16 protein-coding genes are annotated in these 17,844 nt (G+C 65.5%); 7 read left to right on the top strand and 9 right to left on the bottom strand.

From position 1 onward, the window contains the following. Nucleotides 1–25 precede the first annotated feature (25 nt). A complete protein-coding gene (locus Q0030_RS24890; protein WP_298372810.1) occupies nucleotides 26–1,927 on the bottom strand; it encodes a peptidylprolyl isomerase in 1,902 nt (633 codons plus the stop codon). A 240-nt stretch (nucleotides 1,928–2,167) separates the two neighbouring features. Here Q0030_RS24890 and tpiA point away from each other — a divergent pair, with 240 nt between their 5' ends. Next, nucleotides 2,168–2,920 (top strand): triose-phosphate isomerase, encoded by a 753-nt coding sequence (gene tpiA / locus Q0030_RS24885; protein ID WP_298372808.1) that lies wholly within the window; start codon nucleotides 2,168–2,170, stop codon nucleotides 2,918–2,920. Nucleotides 2,921–3,059: 139 nt separating this feature from the next. On the opposite strand, the gene Q0030_RS24880 is transcribed toward tpiA, so the two are convergent. Together Q0030_RS24880 and Q0030_RS24875 are read right to left on the bottom strand one after the other, a co-directional pair. Continuing rightward, complete coding sequence (locus tag Q0030_RS24880) at nucleotides 3,060–3,593, bottom strand: GNAT family N-acetyltransferase (protein WP_298372805.1); 534 nt, start codon at nucleotides 3,591–3,593, stop codon at nucleotides 3,060–3,062. 3 nt (nucleotides 3,594–3,596) lie between these two features. Further along, nucleotides 3,597–4,163 carry an XRE family transcriptional regulator gene (locus tag Q0030_RS24875; RefSeq protein WP_298372803.1) on the bottom strand — a complete coding sequence of 189 codons (567 nt, stop codon included), beginning with the start codon at nucleotides 4,161–4,163 and terminating at the stop codon, nucleotides 3,597–3,599. 204 nt (nucleotides 4,164–4,367) lie between these two features. Between Q0030_RS24875 and secG the strand changes: the two genes are divergently transcribed. Then, on the top strand, nucleotides 4,368–4,757 hold the full coding sequence (gene secG / locus Q0030_RS24870; protein ID WP_298372800.1) for a preprotein translocase subunit SecG: 390 nt from the start codon (nucleotides 4,368–4,370) through the stop codon (nucleotides 4,755–4,757). 167 nt (nucleotides 4,758–4,924) lie between these two features. Further along, the gene (locus Q0030_RS24865; protein WP_298372797.1) at nucleotides 4,925–6,556 is read left to right on the top strand and encodes a CTP synthase; all 1,632 of its coding nucleotides are present in this window, start codon (nucleotides 4,925–4,927) and stop codon (nucleotides 6,554–6,556) included. A gap of 19 nt (nucleotides 6,557–6,575) precedes the next feature. Here Q0030_RS24865 and Q0030_RS24860 read toward each other — a convergent pair whose 3' ends face one another. From Q0030_RS24860 to Q0030_RS24845, 4 genes are all read right to left on the bottom strand, one after another. Beyond that, nucleotides 6,576–7,241: an rRNA adenine N-6-methyltransferase family protein gene (locus Q0030_RS24860; protein ID WP_298372794.1), complete on the bottom strand. Its 666-nt coding sequence runs from the start codon at nucleotides 7,239–7,241 to the stop codon at nucleotides 6,576–6,578. 103 nt (nucleotides 7,242–7,344) lie between these two features. Continuing rightward, nucleotides 7,345–8,724: a HAMP domain-containing sensor histidine kinase gene (locus tag Q0030_RS24855; RefSeq protein WP_298372793.1), complete on the bottom strand. Its 1,380-nt coding sequence runs from the start codon at nucleotides 8,722–8,724 to the stop codon at nucleotides 7,345–7,347. Beyond that, nucleotides 8,721–9,395: a response regulator transcription factor gene (locus tag Q0030_RS24850; RefSeq protein WP_298372791.1), complete on the bottom strand. Its 675-nt coding sequence runs from the start codon at nucleotides 9,393–9,395 to the stop codon at nucleotides 8,721–8,723. The genes Q0030_RS24855 and Q0030_RS24850 overlap by 4 nt, the downstream gene beginning before the upstream one ends. 121 nt (nucleotides 9,396–9,516) lie before the next feature. Next, the gene (locus Q0030_RS24845) at nucleotides 9,517–12,345 is read right to left on the bottom strand and encodes a DUF3857 domain-containing protein (protein ID WP_298372789.1); all 2,829 of its coding nucleotides are present in this window, start codon (nucleotides 12,343–12,345) and stop codon (nucleotides 9,517–9,519) included. Between the two features lie 245 nt (nucleotides 12,346–12,590). On the opposite strand from Q0030_RS24845, the gene Q0030_RS24840 reads away from it, so the two are divergent. Continuing rightward, nucleotides 12,591–12,917, top strand: coding sequence for an NIPSNAP family protein (locus Q0030_RS24840; protein WP_253608508.1), 327 nt, complete (start codon nucleotides 12,591–12,593; stop codon nucleotides 12,915–12,917). A gap of 91 nt (nucleotides 12,918–13,008) precedes the next feature. On the opposite strand, the gene Q0030_RS24835 is transcribed toward Q0030_RS24840, so the two are convergent. Further along, a complete protein-coding gene (locus Q0030_RS24835) occupies nucleotides 13,009–14,091 on the bottom strand; it encodes an alkene reductase (RefSeq protein WP_298372783.1) in 1,083 nt (360 codons plus the stop codon). 141 nt (nucleotides 14,092–14,232) lie between these two features. On the opposite strand from Q0030_RS24835, the gene Q0030_RS24830 reads away from it, so the two are divergent. Continuing rightward, nucleotides 14,233–15,177 (top strand): LysR family transcriptional regulator, encoded by a 945-nt coding sequence (locus Q0030_RS24830; RefSeq protein ID WP_298372781.1) that lies wholly within the window; start codon nucleotides 14,233–14,235, stop codon nucleotides 15,175–15,177. Nucleotides 15,178–15,228: 51 nt separating this feature from the next. On the opposite strand, the gene Q0030_RS24825 is transcribed toward Q0030_RS24830, so the two are convergent. Further along, the gene (locus Q0030_RS24825) at nucleotides 15,229–15,564 is read right to left on the bottom strand and encodes a PAAR domain-containing protein (protein ID WP_298372778.1); all 336 of its coding nucleotides are present in this window, start codon (nucleotides 15,562–15,564) and stop codon (nucleotides 15,229–15,231) included. A gap of 165 nt (nucleotides 15,565–15,729) precedes the next feature. Between Q0030_RS24825 and kdsA the strand changes: the two genes are divergently transcribed. Together kdsA and Q0030_RS24815 are read left to right on the top strand one after the other, a co-directional pair. Further along, nucleotides 15,730–16,587, top strand: coding sequence for a 3-deoxy-8-phosphooctulonate synthase (kdsA, locus tag Q0030_RS24820; protein ID WP_298372775.1), 858 nt, complete (start codon nucleotides 15,730–15,732; stop codon nucleotides 16,585–16,587). A gap of 33 nt (nucleotides 16,588–16,620) precedes the next feature. Next, nucleotides 16,621–17,805 (top strand): MFS transporter, encoded by a 1,185-nt coding sequence (locus Q0030_RS24815; protein WP_298372966.1) that lies wholly within the window; start codon nucleotides 16,621–16,623, stop codon nucleotides 17,803–17,805. The last annotated feature ends 39 nt before the right edge of the window (nucleotides 17,806–17,844 follow it).

Raw genomic sequence — 17,844 nt, 5'->3', positions numbered from 1 at the left:
CGTCGTCGCGCTGTCCCGATCATGCTCAATTATTCGCGCCTGTCACCTGTGCGAAGGCTGCCTGGTTGACGGTCACACCGATGTCGGTCTCGATCTTCGCGACGTATTGCGCGACCTGCTCGTCGCTGAGCGAGCGCCGCAGCGCCTCGGAGAGCTGCTTGACCTCGTTGGAGGCGAAGTCGACCGGGGGCACCGTCACATCGGTGACGCGGAACACCACCCACTGGCTGCCGCCGGCCGCCGAGGTCTGTCCGTCGCCGTCCTTGGCGGTGCGGAATGCGGCCGCGATCACGCCGGCCGGCACGTTGGGCAGCGTGGCCTCGCGGCGGAAGTTCGCAGCGGTCTCGACCTTGACGCCGGCCGCGGTGGCCTCGTCGGCGAGCTTGGCGCCGCCGTCGAGCTTCTGGACGATCTCGGTCGCCTTGGCGCGCAGCTTGGCGGAGATCTGGTCCTCGCGCCACTTGGCCTCGACCTGGTCGCGGACCTCGTCGAGGGTGCGCTCGCGCGATGGCGTGATGCCTGTTACGTCGTACCAGACATAGCCGTTGTTGAACTGGATCGGGTCGTTGTCGACGCCGACGTCGCTGTTGAAGGCCTGCGACACCACGTCGAGGCCGCGCGGGATGTTCGACGCGACCTGGCCATTCGGCAGACGCCCCGAGCGATCGACGGCGTCGATGGTGACGGCGGTCAATTTCAGCTTCTGCGCCGCGTCGACGACGCTGGAGCCGCCGCCGCGCTCGTCTTCCATCTTGTCGCGGAGCTCGGCGACCTTGGCGCGGGCGCGCTCGGTCGCGATCTCGTTCTTCACCTGCTGCGCAAGGCTCTCATAGTTCGGGGTCACGCCGGGCTCGATCTTGCCGACCTTGACCAGCGCCACGCCGAAGCGGCCCTGGACCGGCTGGCTGACTTCGCCTGCGGGCAGGGAGAAGGCGGCGTCGCCGACGGCCGGATCGAGGATCGCAGACTTCGCGACCAGACCGAGATTGACGTCGGCGGGATTGAGCTTGCGCTCCTTGGCGATGTCGTCGAACGAGGCGCCCGAAGTGATGCGGGCGCGGGCGGCCTGCGCCTCACCGGCGTCCGGAAACACGATCTGCGAGACCTCGCGCTTCTCCGGCGTGCTGAGCCGGTCCTTGCGCTCCTCGAAGATCTTCTTGGCATCCTCGTCGGACACGGTTTCCCACTTGCCGATTTCTTCCGGCGTGATCGCGACGAAGGCGATCTTGCGGTACTCGGGCGCGCGGAACTGGACCTTGTGGTCCTCGAAATAGGCGGCGAGCGCCTCGGGCGAGGGCGGATCGATGGTGCCGGCTTGCGCGGCGCCGAGCGTGACGAAGTCGATCGAGCGTTGCTCGTTCTGGAAACGGGTCAGCGCCTCGACTATCGATTTGGTCGGCTCGATTCCGGACGAGATGGTGCCGGCGATCTGCCGCCGCAGGCCGACGCGGCGCTGCTCGGCGATGTAGCGGCCCTCGGTGTAGCCGAAGTTGCGGATCACGGACTGGAAGCGCTGCGGATCGAACTGGCCGTTGAGGCCCTTGAAGTTCGGATCGTTGTAGATCGTGCGCAGCACCTCGGCATCGGACTGGTTGAGGCCCATGCGGCGCGCTTCCTCGTCCAGTGCGGCTTCCGCGAGCGTCTGCTGCAGCACCTGGCGGTCAATCCCGAAGGCGCGCGCCTGGTCCGGGGTCAGCGGACGGCCGAACTGGCGGCCGAGCTGCTGCAGGCGGTCGGTGTAGATCTGGCGGAACTGCTCGGCCGAAATCTCGGTCCCGCCCACCTTGGCGAAGGTCGACTGGCCAAACCCCTTGAAGATGTCGGCAATGCCCCAAATTCCGAAACTGACGATCAAAACGCCCATCACCACGGCCATAATCGTCTTGCCGAGCCAATTTGATGAGGCTTTCCGCATTCCTCGAAGCATGGGTCCAACTTGTTTTACAGGAGGGGAACCGGATCGTGCCCAAGTGGGACCAAAAGTCGGGACTTTTTGTCCGGCAGCAGGGCGTCACCGAATTGAAAACGCTTATAAAGTGGCTCGTGTCCCCCCGCAACCTCGGGCGCGCGGGCGGAAGCGTCGCACGGCAAGCGCGAAGCCGCGCTCTGGAAGTCGCCGCCCGGCTCTGATAGCGCAGGGGCACGCTAGTATGATGGGAAATCCGACATGACCGACGCCATCCGGCCGCTGATCGCCGGCAACTGGAAAATGAACGGCCTGAAATCCTCTTTTGCCGAGTTCGAGGCGATGCTGGCCGGCGCCGGCGATGTCGCCGGGAAGGCCGATCTCCTGGTCTGTCCGCCGGCGACATTGGTCGGGGCTTTTGCCGACAAGGCGCGCGGCTCGAAGGTCGCCGTCGGCGCCCAGGATTGCCACCCGAAGGCTTCGGGCGCGCACACCGGCGACCTCTCGGCGGAAATGTTCAGGGATCTCGGCGCGGTCGCCATCATCGTCGGCCACTCCGAGCGGCGCGCCGATCATGGTGAGACCGACGCTCTGATTCGGCAGAAGGCGGAGGCCGTGTGGCGCGCCGGGCTGACCGCGATCGTCTGCATCGGCGAGACGCGCGAGCAGCGCGACGCCGGCAAGACGCTCAATGTCTGCGGCACCCAGCTTGCCGGCTCGCTGCCCGACGGCTCGACCGCGGCCAATCTGGTGGTGGCCTATGAGCCGGTCTGGGCGATCGGCACCGGCCTGACCCCGACCGCCAAGGATGTCGAGGAAGTTCACAGGTTTATCCGAGGTCAGCTCACCGATCGCTTCAAGGGCGAGGGAAACCGGATCAGGATCCTCTATGGCGGCTCGGTGAAGCCGTCGAACGCCGCCGAGCTGATGGCCGTCGCCAATGTCAACGGCGCGCTGGTCGGCGGCGCGAGCCTGAAGGCATCGGATTTCCTGGCGATCGCCGCGGGCTGTTAGGCGGCCTCGGCCCAAACCGCGTCATTGCGAGCGAAGCGAAGCAATCCATTCCACCGCATATGCGGATCGATGGATTGCTTCGTCGCTGTCGCTCCTCGCAATGACGGGTATAGACCGCAGCCGGTCATGAGAGGCAGAATCACGCGGCCGCAGCCGTCCCGATCCGTTTCCAATAAATCATCGTCCCGGTGAGGCCGCCATGCGGCTTCAGTGCGTAGTCCGGGATGATGCCGCTGAGCCGAAAGCCCTGCTTCTCGTACAGCGGCGCGGCGCCGTCATCGACGGCGGTGTCGAGCACCAGCAGCGTGCGTCCGTGCCCGATCGCGAGTGCTTCGGCGGCGCGTAGCAATGCGGTCGCCACCCCGCGGTTGCGGTGGCTGAGGCGCGTCATCATCTTGGCGATCTCCGCCCGATGCGGCTGGTTCGGCGGCAGCTTGAGCTGCAGCGTCACGGTGCTGATCAGCTTGTCGCCGTCGAACGCGCCGAGCACCACTCGCTCGCCGCGCGCGGCGGCACCGAGCGAATCCTGCCAGAATGCATCGGCGTCATCCGGCGACAGTGGATGCATGAAGCTCACGGAGCCGCCGCTGGCGACGGTCTCAATCAACAGATCGCCGAGCGCGCTGCGAATCTGAGGTTCGTCGGCGAGCGGCTTGATGGCGAACTGCGACATGCATCAGCTCCGGGCCAGGGCGACCACATAGGTGCAGCCGGCGTTGGTTTCGTTGGCGAAGGTGGTCTCAGCGGGCGGGCCGAAGCCGAGGCAATCGCCGCTCGCGAGCACGTAGCGCGCGCCGCCCTCGGTGATGACGAGGCTGCCGCTCAGCACCCAGACCAGTTGGCGGATATGGGCGTAGGACGAGGCGGGCAAGGTCACGGATTGCTTCGGCGGCATTTCCACCCGCACCAGCTCGACAGGATGATCGGGGCGGCTGAACACTTGGCGGCGCAGATAGCCGGTTTCCGGATCGCTCCAGATCGGCTGGGTGGCGGCGCGCGACAGCCGCTCGCCCTGGCCCTCGGCGCGCAACATCAGCCCGGCCAGCGTGAGGTCGAAGGCCGAGGCGAGGCGCACCAGCACCACCGCGGTGGGGCTGACCTCGGCGCGCTCGATCTTGCTGATCGTCGCCTTCGAGACGCCGGAGCGTTCGGCAAGCTCGGCCAGCGACCAGCCCCGGCCGTCCCGCTCGAGCCTGATCCGCTGCGCCAGGCGCTGGCTGAGGTCGTCTACCAAAGTATCCATATGTCTATTATAATGGAAAAGGCCGGTTCCGATCAAGGCGCGAACCGACGCAATCGCCGCCGCTTGAGATGTCAGCCATTGCGACTATCTCGGGGGTGACAATGCCCGGTCCAATCGTGTAACAGGGCGCGACTTCACGAAAAACCGCAAAGCCGATAGCGCCGTTTGTCTGGCCGCTTGGCGGCTTGTGACGGAAGGCTTGCGATGCAGACTGTCGTTATCATTATTCATCTCATGATCGTCGCCGTCATGATCGGCGCCGTGCTGTTGCAAAAATCCGAAGGCGGCGGCCTTGGTATGGGCGGCGGCGCCGGCTTCATGTCCAGCCGCGGCACCGCGAATCTGTTGTCGCGGACCACCGCGATCCTCGCGGCCGGCTTCTTCCTCACCAGCCTGTTCCTGTCCTGGTACGCAGGCTACGACCGCAAGCCGAGCTCGATCATCGGCACCGGCGCACCGGCGCAGACCCAGCCGGCCGGCGGCACGCCGATGAATGCACCGACCTCCGGCGGCATCCTCGATTCGCTGAAGAAGACCGACGAGCAGCAGGGGCAGCAGGCTCCGAGCGGCCCGCAGGCACCACGGTCGCAATAAAGCAGGGTGGCCATGCAGGATGCAGCGCTGGCATCCTGCATCAGAAACCCTCATTAATGCTCTGAAATCGCTCTCAGTTTAACGTAACCCACAGCCCGGTGGTTTGTTTGCCGGGAACGGCCGATTCGTTTTGCGAATCGCAGGAAGCGGATTAAAGGTAAAGTCCCATGGCGCGGTACATATTCATCACCGGCGGCGTGGTCTCCTCGCTCGGCAAGGGTCTGGCTTCAGCGGCGCTCGGCGCTTTGCTGCAGGCTAGGGGCTACAAAGTCCGCCTTCGCAAGCTCGATCCCTATCTCAACCTCGATCCCGGAACGATGTCGCCGTATCAGCACGGCGAAGTGTTCGTGACCGACGACGGCGCCGAGACCGATCTCGATCTCGGCCATTACGAGCGTTTCACTGGTCGTCCGGCCACCAAGGCCGACAACATCACGACCGGGCGAATCTACCAGGACATCATCACCAAGGAGCGCCGGGGCGACTATCTCGGCGCCACCATCCAGGTGGTCCCGCACGTCACCAACGCGATCAAGGAATTCGTGCTTTCGGGCAACGACGAGTACGATTTCGTGCTGGTCGAGATCGGCGGTACGGTGGGCGACATCGAGGGCCTGCCGTTCTTCGAGGCGATCCGCCAGCTCAAGAACGAGCTGCCGCGCGATCACGCCGTCTACATTCACCTGACGCTTTTGCCGTACATTCCAAGTGCCGGCGAACTCAAGACAAAGCCGACGCAGCATTCGGTGAAGGAGCTGCGCTCGATCGGCATCCAGCCGGACATCCTGCTGTGCCGTACCGACCGTGAAATCCCGAAGGAAGAGCGGCGCAAGCTCGGCCTGTTCTGTAATGTGCGCGAGAGCGCCGTGATCGAGGCGCGCGACGTCGACAACATCTACGCCGTGCCGGAGGCCTATCACGCCGCCGGCCTCGACGACGAGGTGCTGGCCGCGTTCGGCATCACGGCGAAGATTCCGCCGGCGCTGCAGAGCTGGAACGTCATCAACGAGCGCGTGCGCAATCCGGAAGGCGCGGTGACGATCGCGATCGTCGGCAAGTACACCGGCATGAAGGACGCCTACAAATCGCTGATCGAGGCGCTCTCGCACGGCGGCATCGCCAACAAGGTGAAGGTCAATCTCGACTGGATCGAGAGCGAGGTGTTCGAGAACGAGGACCCGGCGCCGTTCCTCGAGCACGTCAACGGCATCCTGGTGCCCGGCGGCTTCGGCCAGCGCGGCGCCGAGGGCAAGATCCGTGCGGCGCAGTTCGCGCGCGAGCGTGACGTGCCGTATTTCGGCATCTGCTTCGGCATGCAGATGGCCGTGATCGAGGCGGCGCGCAATCTGGTCGGCATCGAGGAGGCCAACTCGACCGAGTTCGGCCCGACCAAGGAGCCGCTGGTCGGCCTGATGACGGAGTGGCTGCGCGGTAACGAGCTCGAGAAGCGCTCGCAGAGCGGCGACCTCGGCGGCACCATGCGGCTCGGGGCCTATCCCGCGGCGCTGAACCGCGGCAGCCGCGTCTCGCAGGTCTATGGCGGCGCGACCGAGATCTCCGAGCGGCACCGCCATCGCTATGAGGTGAACACCGCTTACAAGGATCGCCTGGAGCAGCACGGCCTGCGTTTCTCCGGCATGTCGCCCGACGGCGTGCTGCCCGAGATCGTCGAATACGAGGACCATCCCTGGTTCATCGGCGTCCAGTTCCACCCCGAGCTGAAGTCGCGGCCCTTTGAGCCGCATCCGCTGTTTGCGTCGTTCATCGAGGCGGCAGCGAAGCAGAGCCGGCTGATGTAGGCGGCCGTCAGCTGCGCCGTTACACGACGGCGCAGTCCTCGCTGGCCCGGCGTTCCTTCTTGATCGGCGAGACACCTGCATCGGTCGCGGGGGTGACGTCGCGCGTGATCAGCTTGTATTGCGGGCGTCGCGTCAGCCGGTAAACCGCGGCGGGCGGCACGTTGAGGATGGCGCGATCGACCAGCGTGGCGCGCAGACTGAGCCGGTCGAGGATCGGCCGCGGCACCGGGCAGCGCATCCCATAGGTGAATTGATAGAACGCGCCGCCGGGACGCATGTAGCTGAATGCGCCGTTGACGATCGAGATCACCTTGCGCGGCGACATGTTGAGCAGCGGCAGTCCGCTGACGACAGCGCCGACCGGCGCGCCCTCGTACAGCCGTTCCGAGGCCAGCCGTGCGGCGTCCATCCACAGCACGCGCGCGCCGGGAAAGCGGAGCTGCAACAGCCGCATGAAATCCGAGCCGTATTCGATCAGCGTGAGATCCTGCTGGCGCACGCCGCGCTTCAGCAGCTGATAGGTGAAGGCGCCCGTTCCAGGACCGAGCTCCAGCACCGGGCCGGTCTTGGCGCTGATGTCGCGCGTGATCAGTTCGGCGAGCGCTGTGCCCGAGGGCGCGATGGCGCCGACGCGGCCGGGGGCCGCCATCCACGCCGTGAAGAAAGACAGGAGATCATGTGCCATTGGGATTCCCAGCAAGGTGTCGCAGCGCCTCGACTCGATAGCGCGGCGCGATCTCTTCTTTGCGGGGCCTGCATTGCGACAACATTGCGCGATGTTGCGTGTGTTACGACGCGAACGGCGCCGGCGGTAACGTGAGACGGAAGCTCGCGCCGCCCTTCGGGCCGTCCAGCACGGAGACGTGACCGCCATGCAGTCTTGCGATCTCGCGCACCATGTTGAGTCCGAGACCGGCGCCGCGGTCGAGCGGCGCAAGCCGATAGAACGGATCGAAGATCCGGGTGCGCTCATCCTTCGGAATGCCGTCGCCTTCATCGGTGACGTCGACGGTGGCGGCGCTGCCGACATGGATGGTGATGGTGCCGCGGCGGCCGCCATGCTGGATGGCGTTCTGCACGAGATTGGTCAGCGCGCGCTCGAGCGCAGCGCGGTCGCCCAGCGTTTCGACCCGGTCGGTTGCGGTATCGAGCGACAATTCGTATCCGGCCGCGATCGCGAGCGGCGCGAGGTCGGCGGCGACGCTGCGCGCGACGGCGACGAGATCGACGCGCCCGAACGGGTTGCGGCACTGGTCGAAGCGCTGGATGTCGAGCAACTGCTCGGCGAGCGTCGCAAGCCGCGCGGAATCCTCGAGCAGCCGGGTTTTCTCCGGCCCCGGCGGCAGCGACTCCAGCCGCGTGTTGAGGATCGCGATCGGCGTGCGCAATTCATGCGCGGCATCCGCGACGAAGCGCTGATGGCGCGAATAGCCGTCGTCGAGCCGCGTCAGCGCATCGTTGACGGCGTTCACCAGCGGGGCGACTTCGAGCGGCAAATGGTCGGCCGACAGCCGGCTTCCGCGCTGGCGGAAATCGATCCGGCGCGCCTGGTCGGCCGCGGTGTCGAGGCCGGCGAACGCGCGCTTCACCACCATCGGCGTCGCGATGAAAGTGGCGCACGCCATCAGCAACAGGCCGGGCAGGGCAATGGCAAGGAATGCCAGGGTCGTGGCGAGGGCTGTCTTGACGCTCGACGTCGGCCCTTGCGTGGCTGTGAGCACCTGCACCGGGCCAGCGTCGGAATTGACGCGCTTCAGTCGCGCCGGCGGCTTGCGCGGATCATCCTCGAACATCTGCCAGCCGAGCCTCGCCTGGCTGATCTGGTCGAGCGCATCGCCGATTCTCGTGAATTCGGGCGGCACCGCGCCTTCCGACAGCGAATGGCCTTGCCGGTCGCGCACCAGGAACCAGAGGTCCGGCGTGTTCTCGCGAAGCTGCTCGAGGTCGGCGGTCGAGCGCAACACCAGATTGCCCTGCGCATCGCGCGCAATCGCGTTCTGCACGATGGAGATGACGTGATCTTCGTCGCGCGGAACGATCAGGAAACCGGTGGCGCACAACGCACTGATCAAGCAGACGATCAGCATGGCAAGCAGCAGCGCCTGGAGCGTCACCAGCCGCCAGCTCAGTTGCGAGCGCAGGCAGTAGTGATCGGCGGGGTCACTCATGACACCTGCTTCAGCAGGTAGCCCACGCCCCGGATGCTGTGGATTTCGACACCGGCATCGGAGTCGGCGAGCTTGCGCCGCAATCGCGAGACGTGAGCATCGAGCGCGTTCGACTGAATCTCGTCCTCGAAATTGTAGACGGCTTCCTCGAGCGTCCCGCGCAGTACGGTGCGGCCCATCCGGCGCAGCAGCGTCTCCAGCACCAGCAGCTCGCGCCGCGGCAGGTCGAGCGGCCGGCCATTGACGCTGGCCTCGCGATGGCTGCAATCGAACGCCATGCGGCCGGCCTTGATGATTTCGAACTGCACGCCGGCGGGACGGCGCAGCACGGCGCGCAGCCGCGCCAACAGCTCCTCGACCGCGAACGGCTTGGCGAGATAATCGTCGGCGCCGCTGTCGAGGCCGGTGATGCGGTCGGCGAGGTCGCCGCGCGCGGTCAGCACGATGATCGGAACGCCGTCGGCCTTGGCACGCAGCTTCGGGATCAGCGTGAGGCCGTCGCCGTCGGGGAGCTGGCGGTCGAGCAGAACGGCGCCATGCACATCGGCGGAAATCGCTTCCTCGGCCTCGGCAAGGGTCGGCACATGATCGACGACCATGTCGTAGCCCTTTAGCGCCTGTGACAGCGCCGCCGCCATTTCGGCCTCGTCTTCAACCAGCAGTATCCGCATGTCGCCAAATCCGGGTTTCAAGCGCTGGTTCTAGGGGCAGCAACATTGCAGCAACATTGCGGGTGCCGCGCCACAGCCTGCAGTATCGGGGTATGGTTGGGGACGCTCTTCGGTCCCGAGATCAGTGGGCGACCGCACCTGGCTTGGCTGACGTCGTCGCGCCCAGCTTCTTCAGACGGTCGAGCTCGAACGCAGCGCAGTCATTTTCGACATACTCGATTACGCCGATATCGCGCGTCTTCTGGAAGAACACCTGCGCCTGCGTGGTGTCGCCGAGCGCGAGGTTGCGCAGGCCGATATAGAAATAGGCTTCCGCCAGCGCCATCTGGCGCTCGTCGCCGGCCTTTTTCTCGAGCGATTTGAGCACGTCGTCCGGCGATATCAGTCCCGCCAGCATGGCGAGGCCGGCACGCGGCCATTCACCTTGAACCTCAGTCGCGGCGCGCTTGACCATATCGGCGGGGACCGGCTTGCCGAGGCGGCCGTAGGTCGCAACCAGCCACATGTCGCTGTAGAGCCGGGCCTCGCGGTCGCCGAGTTCGCTCGCCTTGGCGAAATCCTCGATGGCCTCCTGCATCCGCCCGGCATAGACCCGCGACACGCCGCGCCAGCGGAACGCGAGGCCGTCGACGCCACCGCCCAGCGCGATCGCGTTGGAGTAGTCGGTTATGCTCTTGTCGAACTGTCCCGACTGAAAATAGACGCTGGCGCGGCACGTCAGGATGTTCGGGGCGGTCGGCGCGAGGCGCACGGCCGTGTTGGTATCCTGCAGAGCCTCGTCAACGCGGTCGAGGTCGGCCCTGGCATGGCCGCGCAGGCAATAACTGTTGGCCAGATCGCTGCCGGTGAGCTTGCCGCCATCGATGCTCTCGGTGGTCTTCTTGATGATCTCCTCGTGCTGCTCGTGCAGACGGTGCGCGATATCCGCCTCGGCGGCATTGTTGTTGAGCATCGCCTTGTTGACCGCAAAGGCGCCGCCGATCGCCTTGTTGAGCGAACGGAGGTCCTCGGCATAGCCAGGGTAATCCGCCGGCTCGACCGACGGCTGCAGCGTTTTCAGCTCGACGGTCTTCCTGGCATTGCTGCCGCGAAAATATTCGGTGACCGTGGCGTTGAAATACTTGTTGGAGATGGTGTGCTCGCGCGGGTCGATGCTGGCGCTGACCTGCTCGGGAAAGCTCATCTCGAAACTGTATTTGCCGTGGAACGGGAAGCCTGGAATCCGCAGCGGCATGGTGCGGTTTGCCGATTGCGAGGCGATCAGGACATTCTGCATGTTATCCAGCGCGTAGCTGACGACCCAGTTCGCTTCCACCTCCGTGGCGAGCTTCGGAATCCGGTAATGCGCCGTGATCGAGAGCTCGTTCTTCACGGTGTCGTTCTGCACGACCGGTTCGCCGACCAGCGTCGCGCCGGGATAGCGGCGTTCCAGGGCATCCCGGACGAACCTGGCGGTCTGCTCGCGCGATGCCCGTTCAAGCACGACACGGAGTTGCTCGGCGCCAAGCCCGCGCCAGACGCGCCGGACGTCGAGTTGACCCTCTTCGCCGAACTTGGCCAGCGTTGCGCGTTCGGTGATTTCATTGCCGACGACATCGCCGGTGTCGACGGGAACGCGCGAGACGGCATCGGTCTCGCGCGCCGCGACGAGGACCTGGACCCCGCTATGCGCTTGGCCCGCCCGGTCGAGCTCGCCATGCTGGCCCAGCCGCGTCGGGTCGAGGAAATAGGGCTTGCCGCCGACCGTGGCCTCGACGATGGCATGATCGAAGAACTGCGGGCTGGGCAGCATTTTCTCCAGTCCGCCATGGCGTCCGGCCTGCAGCAGCACGGGTCGGCTCGTGATGCCGAGCTCGCGGAGCAGGGTGACCAGCAACAGCGACTTGTCCTTGCAGTCGCCGTAGCGGCGGCGCAGCACCTCGTCGGGTTGGGTTGGCCGGTGCGAGCTTTCGCCGAGCGCGACCGAGAAATACCGGATCTGCGATTGCACGAACTCGAGCGCGGCCATGGCTCGGACCGGCTCGGACGGCAGCGCCTTGATCCGCTTCACGACATCCTGAAACTCACCGTCCTTTGGCGCGCTTGCCTCGAACAGGTTGCTCGCCCAGGCCGCGACATCGCTCCAGCTCGCAAACTCGGTGAATTGCACGAAGCGGAGCCCGAAGAAATCGGGCGGAGCCATCGTCTCTCCGGGAAATCCAGGCAATGGCTGCTGCTCGAAGCTGACGCGCCGAAATCCGTTGCGCACGGACTCGGCTGGAATGAGAGGAGGCAGCGGCCGGTCGCCGACCACGCGCCAGGCGATCGATCGGTCGGTTGGATAGTTCAGAATGACCCGCCGCCGCAACGTTGGTGCGTTCTGGTCCCACGGCGCCGCGCCGAAGGCCTTGCCGCCGAACACCGGATTTTGACCCGAGCTCGTATAGGCGATCTCGAGCGTGTCGCCGACGCGCAAATCGTCGATCAGGATGGAGGCGGTCACCCGGCCGCTATAGACGCCGCGCTCGAGATCCTGCTCGCGCTGCAGGAAGCGGATGTTGGATGTCAGCGTCCGATCGAACTGTTCCTGTCCGCGATAGATGCGGATCGTGTGAAGCTGGACATGCTCATATTCGGGGGCGAATGCGATCGAAAGGCGTCCGGCCGCTGTCAGCGCTGCGGCATCGTTGATCTGCATCGCGCGCCGGAAGTAGAGCTCGGAAGTTTTTCCAAGCCGGTATTGACTGTCAGCAAGACGGATGACCACCGGCAATGATGCGGTCTTGGGGACCTCCGGGATCGGTAGTTGCTCGACCCAGGCCGGCACCGGATCGCCCAGGGTAAACGCATCTTTGCCGAGTTGGACTTCCTTGAGCCCGTTATCGGTCGCCTGTTGGGCCGCGGCGCCATGACATCCCAAAAGACATCCGAGTGCAGCCACCAGCAACAAGCCAGCGCGCAACGATCTCATGAGATACATTCGCCACCTCTTTCACTTAAGGGTTGTATAGATGATGGCGGACGGGCGGGCAATTATTGCAAGCGCCCAAGTTTGTCGGCGAGGTGAAGCTGATGTGAAGGTGTGCGGCGCCTGCGGACGGGCCATGCTCGCGGCGAGGGGCTGAACCACGTCAATTTGACTTGGCGATTTTGACTTGACCCGGGTTTGTTGTCAGAACTCGCGCCTTTCGCGAACACGATCTGGGAGTATCGCCAATGATCTACGAGACCCGCGTCTATCGCTGCCTGCCGGGCCGCCTGCCGGCGCTGCTCAAGCGCTTCGAGACCATCACGCTGAAGCTCTGGGACAAGCATGGCATCAGGCAGGCCGGCTTCTTCACGACGCTGGTCGGCGAATCCAACCAGGACCTGACCTATCTGCTGGCCTGGGAATCGCTCGCCGAGCGCGAGAAGAAGTGGACTGCGTTCGCGACCGATCCGGAATGGATCGCCGCACGCGCCAAGACCGAGGAGGACGGCCAGATCGTTCTCACCATCGAAAACCAGCTTCTGGTGCCGACCGCGTTCTCGTCGGTGAAGTGACGCGGTTGAACCACGGCCCGTGCAATTGAGAAAACCTCCGGCGGTCTGCCGGAGGTTTTCTTTTCCTTAGGCCTTTTCTAACGGATCGACATCAAAGCGCCGCGGCTGCCTCCAGCACCGGATAATCGGTATAGCCGCGCGCCGTACCGCCGAAGAAGGTGGTGTGATCGGCTTCGTTCATCGGCGCGCCGGTCTTCAGCCGCGCGACGAAATCCGGGTTGGCGAGGACCAACCGTCCATAGGCTTCAAGATCCGCCAGGCCCGACGCGAGATCGGCGCCGATCTGCGCGGCGGGATGACCGGGACGGTTCAGGATCAGCGGCCGCTGCCACAGCGCCCGTAGGTCGGCCATCAGGCGCTCGTCGCCGTTGTAGAGGACATGAAGGTAGGCAAGGCCAAGCTTGTCGAGTTCCGCGACCAGGTGGCGATACAGGGCAGGGCCGTCAGGACCTTCGTCGATGCCGCCGAGCTCCGAGCCGGGCGACAAGCGGATCGCCGTCCTGTCCGCGCCGATCTCCGCAGCGATCGCGGTCGCGACTTCGATGGCAAAGCGCGCGCGGTTCTCGATCGAGCCGCCATATTGGTCGGTGCGCGTGTTGGCGCTTGGCGCGAGGAACTGCTGCACGAGATAACCATTCGCGCCGTGGATCTCGACGCCATCAGCACCAGCCTCGAGGGCGGCGCGCGCCGCATGACGGAAATCAGCGACTGTCTGGCGGATCTCTTCGATCGACAGCGCGCGCGGCACCGGAATGTCCTTCATGCCGGTCGCCGTGAACATCGGCGCTCCGGGGGCGATGGCGGACGGTGCAACGCCCTGACGATGATGCGGCGTATTGTCGGGGTGCGACATCCGTCCTGCATGCATCAGCTGGATGTAGATATGGCCACCTTTGTCGTGCACGGCTTTCGTCACCTTCTTCCAGCCGGCGACGTGCGCGGCGGTGTAGATGCCGGGCGTGGCGAGATAGCCCTGGCCGTCATCCGAGGGCTGCGTGCCTTCGGTGACGATCAGGCCGACGCTGGCGCGCTGGGCGTAGTATTCGGCCGCGAGGTCGCCCGGCGTGCCATCGAGTCCCGCGCGGCTTCGGGTCATCGGTGACATGACCAACCGGTTGGCGAGGGTGTTGCGTCCGACACGGACGGGCAGAAATCTTTGTGTGCCGAGTGCCATTTTGTAGGTTCCCTATCTTTGCTCCAGACGCCTCGCTGCGAGGAGGAGGTGCCTTTCAAGGGCAGAAGTAGGATTTGGTCATATCGGCGGTAGCCACTATATACTGATACTATCCATCGGATCAGCCGATATGAGGGCGCGATGCTTGAAAGCGTATCGTTCGATCAGCTGCGAATGTTCCTGGCCGCCACCGATGAAGGCAGCTTCTCGGCCGCCGCGCGCCGTGTGCACCGGACCCAATCGGCGGTCAGTGAGGCAATCCTGAACCTGGAGGCCCATCTCGGGGTCGTCTTGTTCGACCGCGCTGGCCGTTATCCGAAGCTGACGACGGAAGGCGTCATCCTGCTGGCGGACGCGCGGACGGTCATGAGCGGCGTCGACGCCATGAAGGCGCGCGCGAAGGGCATAGCCGGCGGGCTCGAGGCCGAGTTGACCGCGGTCGTGGACGTCTTTCTGCCGATCGAGGCCGTCGCCGAATTTGCCCGGCAATTTCGCGCCCAGTTTCCGGCGACGCCGCTGCGGCTCTATGTCGAGGCGCTCGGAGGCGCCGTGCAACCGGTGATCGACGGACGCGTGAGCGTCGGGATCGTGGGGTCGCTGCCGTCGCTTCCGCCCGACCTTGTCAAGGAGCGCGTGGCCAGCATCAAGTTCATGTTCGTGGCTGCTGCGAACCACCCGCTGGCTTCCTATCGGGGAGCCATTCCGAAAGAGGAGCTGGCGCGGCATGTGCAACTCGTCCTGACCGATCGCTCGACCCTTTCGCAGGGCCGCGAGATCGGCGTGATGTCCCCGTCGACGTGGCGCCTGGCGGATCTCTTCGCCAAGCATGCGTTTCTCCTCAATGGCCTCGGATGGGGAGGCATGCCCTATCACACCGTGGCAAACGACATCGCCGCGGGGCGGCTGGTCGAACTCGCGATCGAGGAAGCGCCACCCGGCGGACTGCCGCTACCGATGTTCGCGGCCTACCGGGCTGCCGAGCCGCCGGGACCCGCGGCACGATGGATGATCGAATTCTTCAAGAACTGCCGGGACGGCGAGTGCTCGCATGAGATAACGCCGGCTGCCGCAAGCCGGCGCGCTTGATCGGGCACTGCGGGCGAACCTCGCTGATCTGCCGCGCTGGCCGAATGCGCGCTATTGCGGGCAGCCCGACGTCTGATCGCCCTCGCGGACCATCGGCTTGCCGTTGATGAAGACGCCGTGGCTGCCAGAGGTTGTCTTGCCGCCGCAATGCGTGCGATCGCCCATCACCACCGCCGGCTTGCCGTTGATCAGCACGTTGGGCACGCCCTCGACCAGCGGGCCGCCATTGCTGGTGGTGTCGCCGCTGCGCGCGGCCGGCTTGCCGTTGACCGTGACGCCGGCGGCGCCGCCGGTGACGACGCCGGGCTGGCTGCTGGTCTGGCCGTGTGCCAGGCTCGACATCGCCGACAAGGCGGCCACAGCTCCAATCATCAGCGAAATGCGCATTTCGTTCCTCATGGGAATCCGTTCCGCGGCAACTTATAGGGGCGGTTGGGGCAGGATTGTGATAGCACGGCGCACCCACGGCGTCAGCGCAACCCCCTCATCGTGCCGGATGGCTTGATCCATCCGGCGCGGGATTGCATGGTCGCCGGCAAAAGGATGCATCATTTGACCAATCAGGTTTCCGCGGCCGCCGCCGCGCCGATCGTTGCCGTCGGATCGGCCAAATTCGGCAATGCCTTGCCCATCTCGATCATCGCCGGTCCCTGCCAGCTCGAGAGCCGCGCGCATGCGCTTGAAGTGGCGTCCGCGCTGAAGGAGATCGCGGCCCGGCTCAAGATCGGTCTGGTGTACAAGACCTCGTTCGACAAGGCGAACCGCACCAGCGCGTCGGCCGCGCGCGGCATCGGGCTGAAGCAGGCGCTGCCGATCTTCGCCGAAATCCGTTCTTCGCTCGGGCTGCCGGTGCTGACCGACGTGCATGAACCCGACCAGTGCGCTGAAGCGGCGCAAGCGGTCGACGTGCTGCAGATTCCGGCCTTCCTGTGTCGGCAGACTGATCTGCTGGTTGCGGCTGCTTCGACCGGCAAGGTCGTCAACGTCAAGAAGGGCCAGTTCCTGGCGCCATGGGACATGGCCAATGTGGTCAGCAAGATCACCGGCGCGGGCAATGCCAACGTGCTGGTCACCGAGCGCGGCGCGTCGTTCGGCTACAACACGCTGGTGTCGGACATGCGCGCGCTCCCGATCCTTTCGCGCACCACCGGCGCGCCTGTGATCTTCGATGCCACCCATTCCGTGCAGCAGCCGGGCGGTAAGGGGACCTCGTCGGGCGGCGAACGCGAATTCGTGCCGGTGCTGGCGCGCGCCGCGGTCGCGGTCGGCGTTGCCGGCGTGTTCATCGAGACCCATCCTGATCCGGATCACGCGCCGTCCGATGGCCCCAACATGGTGCCGCTCCGCGACTTCGAATCCCTCGTCAAGCGGCTGATGCAGTTCGACGCGCTCGCCAAGACGGCAGCCTGACCGGCGGATAGCGACGTGACCGCAACGAGCGGCATGCCGCCGGCCCTCAACGTCATCACACTGGCGACCTTCGCGGCGAGCCTGTCGGTGCGCGCGCTCGATCCGGTGTTGCCGCATGTCGCGGAGGATTTTGGCGTCAGCATCGCGACCGCAGCGAGCTTTGCCGCGGTGTTCGCCTTCACCTTTGCCGCGGTCCAGCCGGCGATCGGCGCCGCCGCCGATTTGTTCGGCAAGGCGCGGCTGATGACGATCTGCCTCGGCCTGCTCGGCGTCGCCAACATCCTCGGCGCGCTCTCGACCTCGTTTCCGATGCTGTTCGTGACCCGCATCCTCGCCGGCATCGGCTCGGGCGGCGTGTTTCCGGTGGCGTTGTCGCTGACCAGCGATCTCGTCGGCCCTGACAAGCGGCAGCTGGCGATCGGGCGAACGCTCGCGGGCTCGATGACCGGAAATCTGCTCGGCGCCACGGCCTCCGGCCTGATCGGCGATTTTCTCGGCTGGCGCGGCGTGCTCGCAGTGCTCGGCGGCCTCGTGATCATCGTCGCACTTGCGGTTGCGGCCGGCTTCCGCGGCGCCGCGCTGAACCGACCGCCGCGCACCAGCCTGAGGGCGCTTCGCCATGGCTATCGCACCATCTTCACCAATCCGAATGCGCGGATCTGTTATTCGGCGGTGTTCATCGAAGGCTGCTGCGTGCTCGGGCTGTTTCCCTTCATCGCTTCATTCCTGTTCGAGCTCGGCGAGACCTCGCTGTCGATCGCGGGCATCGTCATCGCGGGCTTTGCGATCGGCGGTTTGCTCTACACGCTGACGGTGGCGCGCCTGCTGCCGTTGATCGGGGTGAGGGGCATGATGATCGTTGGCGCCACGCTGGTCGGCATCCAACTCGTCGGCGTCGCCTTCGGCCCGCACTGGAAGCTGCAGATGGCTGGCCTCTTGGTGATGGGTCTTGGCTTCTACATGATCCACGGCTGCCTGCAGGTGTTCGCCAGCGAGCTGTCGGTCGAGGCGCGCGCCACCGCGCTGTCGCTGCACTCGTTCTTCTTCTTCATGGGCCAGACCGTCGGCCCGATCGCCTATGGCTTCGGCCTGCAACACGCCGGCAAGACCGCGACGCTGGTCTCCGCCGCCGCCGTGATGGTGGTGCTCGGCTTCATCTGCGCGAGGTTCTTGCGGCAGACGCGCCCGGCGGACGCGCTCGGAAGCCGTTCAGAGTGAGCGGGCTGCGAGAGGATCGTGACATCCCCTCGCAGCCCG

Source organism: uncultured Bradyrhizobium sp., from assembly GCF_947648125.1.
GTDB lineage: Bacteria > Pseudomonadota > Alphaproteobacteria > Rhizobiales > Xanthobacteraceae > Bradyrhizobium.
Note: the sequence above shows the minus strand (reverse complement) of the source record. Positions and strands in the feature narration are given on the sequence as shown.